General features: G+C 60.0%; 10 protein-coding genes. 5 read left to right on the forward strand and 5 right to left on the reverse strand.

Translation table 11 applies throughout. The annotated features are described in order from the left end of the window. The 4 genes from AC1XOS_RS16420 to AC1XOS_RS16435 form a co-directional block, all read left to right on the forward strand. Positions 1-750 (forward strand): diguanylate cyclase domain-containing protein (locus AC1XOS_RS16420; RefSeq protein WP_481963304.1); only part of this gene is annotated, 750 nt, incomplete at its 5' end. Positions 751-785: 35 nt separating this feature from the next. Next, positions 786-1,280, forward strand: a complete 495-nt coding sequence (locus AC1XOS_RS16425; protein ID WP_481963305.1) for a YgjP-like metallopeptidase domain-containing protein — start codon at positions 786-788, stop codon at positions 1,278-1,280. Positions 1,281-1,327: 47 nt separating this feature from the next. Continuing rightward, positions 1,328-2,107 (forward strand): 1,4-dihydroxy-6-naphtoate synthase, encoded by a 780-nt coding sequence (locus tag AC1XOS_RS16430; protein WP_481963306.1) that lies wholly within the window; start codon positions 1,328-1,330, stop codon positions 2,105-2,107. Between the two features lie 24 nt (positions 2,108-2,131). Further along, complete coding sequence (locus AC1XOS_RS16435) at positions 2,132-4,096, forward strand: DUF5722 domain-containing protein (RefSeq protein WP_481963307.1); 1,965 nt, start codon at positions 2,132-2,134, stop codon at positions 4,094-4,096. On the opposite strand, the gene AC1XOS_RS16440 is transcribed toward AC1XOS_RS16435, so the two are convergent. Genes AC1XOS_RS16440 through AC1XOS_RS16450 form a run of 3 tightly spaced genes read right to left on the reverse strand, consistent with a single transcriptional unit; the run spans position 4,080 to position 5,819 of the window. After that, entirely contained in the window at positions 4,080-4,445 is a 366-nt protein-coding gene (locus AC1XOS_RS16440) for an ACT domain-containing protein (RefSeq protein WP_481963308.1), read from the reverse strand. The two genes, AC1XOS_RS16435 and AC1XOS_RS16440, sit on opposite strands and share 17 nt — an antisense overlap. Then, a complete protein-coding gene (locus tag AC1XOS_RS16445) occupies positions 4,442-5,023 on the reverse strand; it encodes a hypothetical protein (protein ID WP_481963309.1) in 582 nt (193 codons plus the stop codon). The genes AC1XOS_RS16440 and AC1XOS_RS16445 overlap by 4 nt, the downstream gene beginning before the upstream one ends. A gap of 25 nt (positions 5,024-5,048) precedes the next feature. Next, the gene (locus AC1XOS_RS16450; protein WP_481963310.1) at positions 5,049-5,819 is read right to left on the reverse strand and encodes an ATP-grasp domain-containing protein; all 771 of its coding nucleotides are present in this window, start codon (positions 5,817-5,819) and stop codon (positions 5,049-5,051) included. Positions 5,820-5,894: 75 nt separating this feature from the next. Here AC1XOS_RS16450 and AC1XOS_RS16455 point away from each other — a divergent pair, with 75 nt between their 5' ends. Next, a complete protein-coding gene (locus AC1XOS_RS16455; RefSeq protein WP_481963311.1) occupies positions 5,895-6,647 on the forward strand; it encodes a hypothetical protein in 753 nt (250 codons plus the stop codon). 14 nt (positions 6,648-6,661) lie between these two features. Here the strand turns inward: AC1XOS_RS16455 and AC1XOS_RS16460 are convergent, their stop codons facing one another. Together AC1XOS_RS16460 and AC1XOS_RS16465 are read right to left on the reverse strand one after the other, a co-directional pair. Beyond that, positions 6,662-7,717 carry a PDDEXK nuclease domain-containing protein gene (locus AC1XOS_RS16460; RefSeq protein WP_481963312.1) on the reverse strand — a complete coding sequence of 352 codons (1,056 nt, stop codon included), beginning with the start codon at positions 7,715-7,717 and terminating at the stop codon, positions 6,662-6,664. A gap of 4 nt (positions 7,718-7,721) precedes the next feature. Then, on the reverse strand, positions 7,722-8,492 hold the full coding sequence (locus AC1XOS_RS16465) for a tRNA(His) guanylyltransferase Thg1 family protein (protein ID WP_481963313.1): 771 nt from the start codon (positions 8,490-8,492) through the stop codon (positions 7,722-7,724). Positions 8,493-8,584: the final 92 nt, after the last annotated feature.

Raw genomic sequence — 8,584 nt, forward strand, 5'->3', positions numbered from 1 at the left:
AGTGACACTACGCTGGATCGCCTTGAGCCGGGCGGCGCATCGCTCATGGCCGTCCATGTGGAGAACCGTATTGTCCTTCGCGAGACCATGCAGCGCCTGCGCCCTTTTGAGCAGCAAGTGATCTATGAGTTCTACTTCCGTAATCTAACCCAGACCGAGATCGCCACGAAGCTAGGCGTGTCGTGCAACTATGTCTCGGTCACCTTGCGTAAAGCTGTCGAGCGCCTTGGCAAGCTCATGGGCGAGGCAGAAGCCTATGACCGCCACCGCCGTCGTGAGTCCAGCGTCCTTGATCCGCTCACGGGCCTCTACACCACCGAGATCCTCCACGCCCGCCTCAATGAGGCCGTCTCACGAACCGTGCGTGCGGGGATGCCTCTCTCCCTGATCCAGTTTCAGCTTCTGGGGCTCCCCCTGCAAAGCAGGGCACGCGATGAAGTCTTTGAGCAGTGTGGCAATCGCCTACGCTCCTCGATCCGTCGCATGGACATGGCAGGGCGAGGGGAGGGAGACTATCTTCTGGCAATTCTCCCCAACACAGGCCCACAGGTTGAGCTCGCCGCAAACCGTCTGATTGGGGTTTTAGAAGACACGAGGCAGAGTGTCCATCGCTCGCTGCGTGTGGTCGCCGGAACCGCTTGGCACCCCCAGGAGGCACGCACTGCGGAGGATCTCCTGCGAGAGGCTCAGCGCTCCCTTGATGCGGCGCTCCAAAAAGAGAGCCGTGCAGGCAACGCGAAAGCTGCCTGAAAAGAAAACCTGAGTCGGTATAATACGCCCAGGAGATGACCGAACGACACGAAATTGAAGCGGCACTGTGGGAAGAGTTCCACCGGCTAAATGAATTGCACTTTGCGGGGGCACTGCGCCTCAGCGAGCTGCTGGTCTCGACACGCAAGAAATACGGGGGCTACTGCCAGCCGCAAAAAAAACGTATCGTGGTCTCCTGGCAGGCGTTTCTAGACCACGGCTGGGACGAGACGCTCATCACGTTCCGGCACGAAGTCGCGCACCTGGTGCACCCGAACCACTCCGCAGCGTTCTGGGCACTGGCCGAAAAGCTCGGCTGCCCTCCAGATCGTAAGAAAGCGCTCCCACCCAAAGATCGCAGCGCTGCCTGGTGGCGCTACGCCTACGAGTGCCCTGCTTGTCACGCAAAAATCTACCGCCGCAAGCGCCTCACGCGCAGCTCCTGCGCCCACTGCGATAGAAAGTTCAACCCGCAGTTTTTGCTCCGCGCCGTCGCCGTAGACTGCCCACCAATTGAAATCGGCGTCTGAAGGCGCAAACGCCACAAAATCGCTCCGCGATTGGATTGTTGATTTTTATGACTCTCAGTCTTTGTATCTCGCCGTGCCCCAACGATGTGTATATCTTCGCGGGGATTTTGCTCGGAAAAGTGGCGCACCCCGAGCTAGCCTTTGAGACGGCCTATCTCGATGTACAGGCTGCCAACGAAGCGGCACAGTCAGGGCAGTTCGATGTGATCAAGATCAGCTACGCCGCCTACCCCAAGCTCAGCCAGCTCTATGACTTACTTCCCTCGGGTGGAGCGCTCGGTCGAGGCTGCGGGCCGCTACTGCTGAAAAATGGCGATGCAGACTTTGATCCAAGTGCCGAAGTTCTCGCTCCGGGAGCCCAGACCACCGCAAACTTCCTGCTGGATTTTTGGGCGCACGCCCCACTGGAGAAGTGTTATCTGCCCTTCGATGCGCTCTATGAGGAGCTGCGGACGGTTCCTGGGACACAGGGCGTGGTGATCCATGAGAAGCGCTTCACCTACGAGGCCGATGGGCTGACTCTCATTCAAGATCTCGGGGAGCACTGGGAGGCGGAGACGGGCTACGCGATCCCGCTTGGGGCGATCCTCTGCCGCACGTCGCTGGGGCTCTCCGAGACCGTCGCCGACCTGATCCGTGAGAGCCTTGCCTGGGCCGATACCCACCGCGATGAAGCTCTGGCCCTCTGCCGCCAGCATGCCCAAGACCTCACCGACGGCGTGATCGAGGCGCATATCGGGCTGTACGTCAACGAGTACTCCCACGACCTCGGCAAAGAAGGCCGCGCCGCCGTCGAGTTTTTCTTCTCGCAGCAGACCGCCGGTTGAAATCGGCGGGCAGTATAATCAGGCATGGAAACCCCAACGCCGATTGCCCGTATCCGTGCCGATGCGAAGTCCCTAACCTTTACGATTCGCCCCAATCACCAAGTGCCACGCCAGCTCTTTGGTCAGGGTGTCGGAGCGGCGGCGTGGGAGTCGCTGACGGTTGAGCGCGTGGCGGGAAAAAGCTTCACTCTGCCTCGGTTTGATAGCGTCGGACGAGATCGGCTGTTCTGGCGCTTTCGCAGCAGTGAGAGCGAGACCGCGCAGTGGGTGACGGAGCTGGCAGACACGGCGACGCGGACAAACCCGCTGCCTTGGCCCAAGAGCATCAAAGGCGTCCAGTGTGTCGTGGACCGCGCCGATGCCATGGCGCTGGGCGCTAGGCATGTCGGGATGAATTTAAGTATCCGCGAGGTGCTTCAGCCCGCCATCGGCGGCCCCTATGGCGGTCCGGTTGAGTTTATGGACGTGGACGGTGAGAAGATTCCGCTGGCCGCAGGAGTGCTCGCCCGCTACGACGATGAAGTCCGGGCGTTTACCCAGGCGGGGATTCTGGTGACGGTGATCTTTCTCAACTACTTCCCACGCGATGCCGCCGACGGCGACCTGCTGATCCACCCGCACTGCGACAAGAAAGGCGCGGCCAACCCCCTCTCGGCCTTTAACCTGAGCAACCCCAAGAGCGAGCGGCTCTACCGGGGGCTCTTGCAGTTTCTTGCCAAGCGCTGGACGGAACCTGCGGGGCGCTGCGGACGGATCGGGGGCTTTATTATCGGCAACGAGGTCCAGAGCCACTGGCACTGGTACAACCTCGGGAAAGCGTCACCCGAGACCGTGGTGCGCGAGTACGCCGATGCGCTGCGCCTCGCCTGGCTCGCCGTAAAAAGCGTCCACCGTGAGCTGAGGGTCTATGTCTCGATGGACTACTACTGGACCGACCGCCACGAAGCGCCAGATCGGACCATGCCTGGACGCCAGCTCGTGGATGGCCTTAACGCGCTCACCAAGGCCGAGGGGGACTTCGACTGGCACGTCGCGCACCACCCCTACCCACAGGGACTCTTCGATCCGGTATTCTGGGACGACGAAGACGCAGGCATGGGCTTTGACACACCGATTATCACCTTCAAGAACCTCGAAGTGCTCCTCGCCTATCTCAATACGCCCGGCCAAAAAGTCAAAAGTGCCGCGCGGCGGGTGATCCTCTCGGAGCAGGGTTTTAACTGCAAGGGCAGCGGCGAGCAGGCCGAGAGAATCCAAGCCGCGGCCTATGCCTACGCCTTCGAGAAAGTGCGCCACATGCCCGGCATCGATGCCTTTATTCTCCACCGCCACCAGGATCACCCCGCAGAAGGCGGCCTCAAGCTGGGCCTGCGCGATCTGGAAGGCCGCCGTCGCCCGATGTGGAGTGTCTGCCAGAAAGCCGAGACGCCCGAGTGGGCCGCCACCATCGCGCCACTCCTGCCACTCACAGGCCTAAAAAGCTGGGACGACGCCAAGCCCACCACCAAGCGTATCGGGGAGCGCTCCGGGGTCGGGGTGGAGGCGCTCTATCCGGGGGAAATGGTCTGGGACGGGATCAAGCAGCTCTGGACCGCCACGCCCACCAACTGCCTCGACTGGCGGCAGGCCAAGGAGAAGACCAGCACCGGTAAGCGCGTCCCCGGCCTTTTCCAGCACCCGAAAGCCATCGGAGCCGCCGAGGCTAGTTTTCCTATCACTCTCCCCGGGGCCGCACGCCTGACGCTCCGTTTCGAGGTACTCAACAGCGCCAAAGAGCCCGCCCCAAGTGGCATCACCTTCGGCGTCCGCATGGATGGCAAAGAAATCTGGAGCACCAAAGTCACCGACTGCGGCAAGCCCCACCCGCACGCGCTGGACCTCACGCCCTACGCTGGCCGCACGGTTCAGCTCACCTTCACCACCGATGCCAACGGAAAAGAATCCTACTGCTGGGCCACCTGGCTCGCCCCCGCTATTCTGGCTGGATAGTATGCCCCGCAGACTCCAGCGCAGCAACGGCGGCGGTGAGCTGGGTTTCTTTCGCCAAGATGTAGTCGGTATCAAAGGTGGAGAGTGCGAAGATGGGGATCTTGGCATCGGCGAGGGGCACGGCCAGCGCGGCGAGGATTCCAGTAAGCGAGAAGTCCAGCGGCCCAGCAACTTTGAGGGCACGCCAGCCGCGCTCACAGGGCACGCCGCTTGGGGCCAGTGCGTCTTCCGTGACCAGAGAAAGTTCGTCTGCGGTGCGGATCGCGGCGAAGAACGCTACTTGCGGCAGAGGCGCTGTGGCGGGGAGTTTCCAGATCGCATAGGCTTCGGGGAGCAGTATGAGGTTCATCCGCCGTTCCCCTGACTCTGTCGCCACCAAGGAGCATTCGTCGGTGAGGCCCCCCCTGCCACTTTTGCACGCTCGATTGTCTCCAGAAAAGCGGTACGAAGCTCTATATCGGGGAAGGCAGAGGGGGGAAGATACCAGTCTTGACCCTGTATTCGAAACCAAAGAAACTCCCCATGAACTTTTTCAAGGTGCTCAAGAGTGTTCCATTCATACAGGTGCTGTGATCCCGTGAGCCGGACGCGAATTCCTTCCGGCTCCAAGGTCATGGTGTAGTTCTCGGTAACGGGATACTGTACCAGCCCCTCGCGGATCTGCTGGGCTATGATACGGCGCGTGTAGACTTTAAGATACACACTGGCCACCACAAACCCCAGTCCGCCCAGCACCAACAAGACTCCCAACAACTCTAGCCAGCTTATCAACATCCGCATCCCGATGATCAAGCCTAAGATGACACCCACCACAGCTCCGACAGTCTTAACCTGCCGACACTGGTCTCGATAAGTCGCACTCTCAACATAAGAGCGGTACCAAACCTTCCAGTCTTCTTCTGTCCAGCGCCACGTAATGGTATTCATTTTCGACTCCAGTGTACACCAGCTTTTACTCTAAATTGGCAGCAGGGCGTAGCCAGGCGCTTTGGGTGTCGCCGAGAACGGTGGCAAGCGAGAGCGCGATGAGCGTCTGTCTTGGGTCGCAGCCATAGAGCCCGCTCGCCCACGCCGGGTTGGCCTCGACCACTGCCCAGCCCTTGCCCTCGATCTTTCCAATATCCAAAACGGTGACGGGCGGCAAGAGTGACTCAATCTCCGGGAGCAGCGCCTTGGTGAAGCTCCGTAGCTCGCTGAGCTCCTCGGGTCGCGCCACAAAGTCTAGCTTGCCCTTGCGAAAGTACGGCGAGCGGGTCACCACTTTCCCCTCACGCACAAACAGCCGCCACTCGACCTCCCAGTGCACGGGCTCCGAGAGCAAGACGGGCGTGGTTCCCGGCACACTGTCCTCACCGGGAAGCGCCGCGCCGCTGGCATAGACCGTCGCGGGAAACGACTTATCGGCGGCGGGCTTGGCGAAGACCGGGCCGTCGTTCCAGAGCCGCGCCTCCGTGAGCGTGGTGAGTGAGATGTGACGCTTGCGCCACGCATCCGGCAGGCGCACCAGAAAATCGTCGGAGGGTTCTAAAAGCCTCACCCCGAGCTGCGCCGCGACAATATCACAGAATAGCGGGTCGCCGTAGAGCACAGGCGCATCGGCTTGGAAGGGCTGGGGAAGCTGGTAGCGCACGGGAGCAAACTCCCAACCCAGCGCCGATGCTGCAAAATAAAGCGCTTTTATATCGGGGTTACTGGCGCGATCCGGAACAATCAGTGTCGGCAAATCCATCACTCTCCTGCCACCAATTAAACCGGCTTGCGTGGCTAGACGCAACCTCGTATACTCCCGCTAACGACGATGCAAACAAACCTATTTCTTGTCCCTTTTCTCCTTCTGGCCACCGTGACGCTGGCTCAGGAGCTGGCTCCGATCCCCGCTAAAACGCTCGCCAAGAAGAAAGAGCTTCTCTTCACCGATGACTTTCAGAGCGCGGAGCACGACAAGCGCTGGCACCGGGTCGTGGATACGTTTGCTTTTGAGAACGGAGCCCTCAAGGGCACACAGACCCGCGAAAAAGACATGCCTGCGGCGGACGGCAAGTCGGTGATTAAAGCACATGCCGCGGTCTATGGGCTGGAGCTTCCCACCAAAGATAGCGTCGTCGAGTGCAAGATTCGCTTCGAGGGCGCCAGCATGATTGATGTCGAGTTCGATGACCGCGCGTTCACCGGCTCCCACTACGGCCATCTCTGCCGCGCCCAAGTGCGCCTCAATAAAGTGACAATTCTAGACGAGCGCGATGGCACGCAGAGCAATGCTTTAATCGAGCTACGTAAAGATCCCGTCGCCAACAAAGAGGCAATTAGCAAGCTCCTCGCCACCCACAGCGCCAGCTTCCCCGTAAACCTAGAGGCAGGCAAGTGGTACAAGCTGGTGGTAGAAACCGTCGGCGAGGAAATGCGCGTGACTATCGACGGCAAGCCCGCAGGCTACCTCAAGTCGCCGGGGATCGGCCATGCTACCAAGTCCAAGATCGAGCTCGGCGTTGGCGGCAAAGACGGCTGGTTCGACGACCTCAAGGTCTGGAACGCGGAACCTACGCGCAAGTAGCACCAGAGCCGCTGCTAGCCTTCTTCGGGGAAGGGCACGGCATCGGCTCTTAGCTCCAGCTCCTCAATCGTCGGTAACTCACTTTGCAAGTGCTCTGGGAGCGAGCGGGTCAGTAGCGCCGTGAGATGCGTCGAGACTCCAATAGGCTTGTTCATGTCCCGAAGTGCGTACTCCGCGATTGTGGCGTTCTTGGTCTTGCAAAGAACCACCCCAATCGAGGGCGCATCACTCGGATGGCGCAGGAGGTCATCCACGGCGGAGAGATAGAAATTCATCTTCCCTGCAAACTCTGGCTCGAAGGCACGCATCTTCAGATCAATCACGATAAAGCAGCGCAGCTTCAGGTGGTAGAAGAGCAAGTCAATTCGGAAGTCTTGATCCCCAATACTCAGCTCATACTGGCTCCCAACAAAGGCAAAGCCCTGCCCCAACTCCAACAGAAACTCCCGGATATGCACCAAAAGTCCCGCCTCCAGATGCCTCTCCTGCGCATCGGGGGCAAGCGTGAGGAAGTCAAAGTTATAAGGATCCTTGAGCAGCGCCTGCGCCAAGTCCGACTGCGGAGCGGGAAGCGTACTCGCAAAGTTGGTGACCGCCCTTCCCTGCCGCTCATGCAGCAGTGTCTCGATTTGATGCACCAGCACCGGCTGGCTCCAGCCATTCTCGACAGCTTTCTGCGCATACCAGAGCCGCAGCTCCGGGTCTTTGAGCTTGTCCAGTAAGGCGATATTTTGCCGCCATGGCAATTGTGCAACGACCCGTTGCACAATTGCGTCATCCGGCCAAGCGGCGGCAAAAGCACGCATGTACTTCAGGTTGCGTGGGGAAAACCCTTGCATCATCGGAAACGATGCTTTTAGGTCGTGGGAGAGGCGGTCAATGACCTTGCTGCCCCAGCCCTCTGTCTGCTGCTTCTGAAGAATGTCGTTCCCAATGCTCCAGTACAGACGGACCAGCTCGGTGTTGACCGCCACCGCAGCGCGAACCTGCGCGGTGCGCACCCGCTCCTTGATGGCCTTCAAAAGCGCATCGTAGCCGGTGGGAAGAAGCTCTACTTGCCTAGCATCCATGCGCTTAGTGTACCGGAAGACGCCCCTTCAGCCACGGGCGATCCCGCGTGAAAATGGGCGGCTCGACCGATACCCAAGCGCTTCGCAGAGCAAGTGCTGTCTGCTCCTCACCCGTGCGTTTGTGCGTGTAGGTGACACTCTGCTCGCTCGTCTGGCGCTCGATGACTCGTCCGCGCTTGAAGCCGGCGGGCAGGTCGTTGAAGTTGATGCCTTTCTCCGCAAAGAGCCGCTCCTGCATCTGATCCGTGGATAAGCCCTGTAGCGACGCGTGCGAGAAATGCGCATGTGCCGTCATCGAGATCGCGTTCTTGGTCGCGTCCTGCTGCCGCCAGATAAAGTAGTTCTCCACCTCGATGGGCATGGGGATTGTCCAGACCCGCGCATCAAAAACAGCCAGCTTATCCGTGACACCACGGGCAAAGCGAGCGGCGTTGAAGTGCGCGGTGACAGTGCTCGCCGAGATCGAGGCCAGCTTCTGCAAGTTGCCGTCGAACCATGCCTCGGTGCCTGTGTCGCTAAAGTCCGCAAGCAGAATACTAATCTCGTCGCTCTGCACATAGCCAAGCACTGCCCCCTGCGCTTCTTTGCAGAGCGCAGCGGCGGCAGTGTCCATATCGACCATGAGGCCCAAGTCGTAGGGGCGAGCGCAGCCACGCGTGTAGGTGTGGAACGCCTTACCATCAATACGGAGCAGCGTGTAGGTGCGGCGCGGGAGCAGAAAGCGCGTGCGGCTCTCATAATCGCGCTTCATGCGGTCGCCTAGATCATCTTTCATCGTGAGGACTTTATCGGCACGTAGCGCGTTTCGCTAAACACAACGCCTACATAGGCAGGTGCTTCCACTCACGTTTTTCGACATTCAAGTGG

Source organism: Armatimonas sp., assembly GCF_964826245.1.

Coding starts and splice junctions, on each gene's coding strand:
- AC1XOS_RS16435 (WP_481963307.1), top strand. CDS start 2,132: ATGGAAACCCCAACGCCGATTGCCCGTATCCGTGCCGATGCGAAGTCC.
- AC1XOS_RS16425 (WP_481963305.1), top strand. CDS start 786: ATGACCGAACGACACGAAATTGAAGCGGCACTGTGGGAAGAGTTCCAC.
- AC1XOS_RS16460 (WP_481963312.1), bottom strand. CDS start 7,717: ATGGATGCTAGGCAAGTAGAGCTTCTTCCCACCGGCTACGATGCGCTT.
- AC1XOS_RS16440 (WP_481963308.1), bottom strand. CDS start 4,445: ATGAACCTCATACTGCTCCCCGAAGCCTATGCGATCTGGAAACTCCCC.
- AC1XOS_RS16445 (WP_481963309.1), bottom strand. CDS start 5,023: ATGAATACCATTACGTGGCGCTGGACAGAAGAAGACTGGAAGGTTTGG.
- AC1XOS_RS16465 (WP_481963313.1), bottom strand. CDS start 8,492: ATGAAAGATGATCTAGGCGACCGCATGAAGCGCGATTATGAGAGCCGC.
- AC1XOS_RS16430 (WP_481963306.1), top strand. CDS start 1,328: ATGACTCTCAGTCTTTGTATCTCGCCGTGCCCCAACGATGTGTATATC.
- AC1XOS_RS16455 (WP_481963311.1), top strand. CDS start 5,895: ATGCAAACAAACCTATTTCTTGTCCCTTTTCTCCTTCTGGCCACCGTG.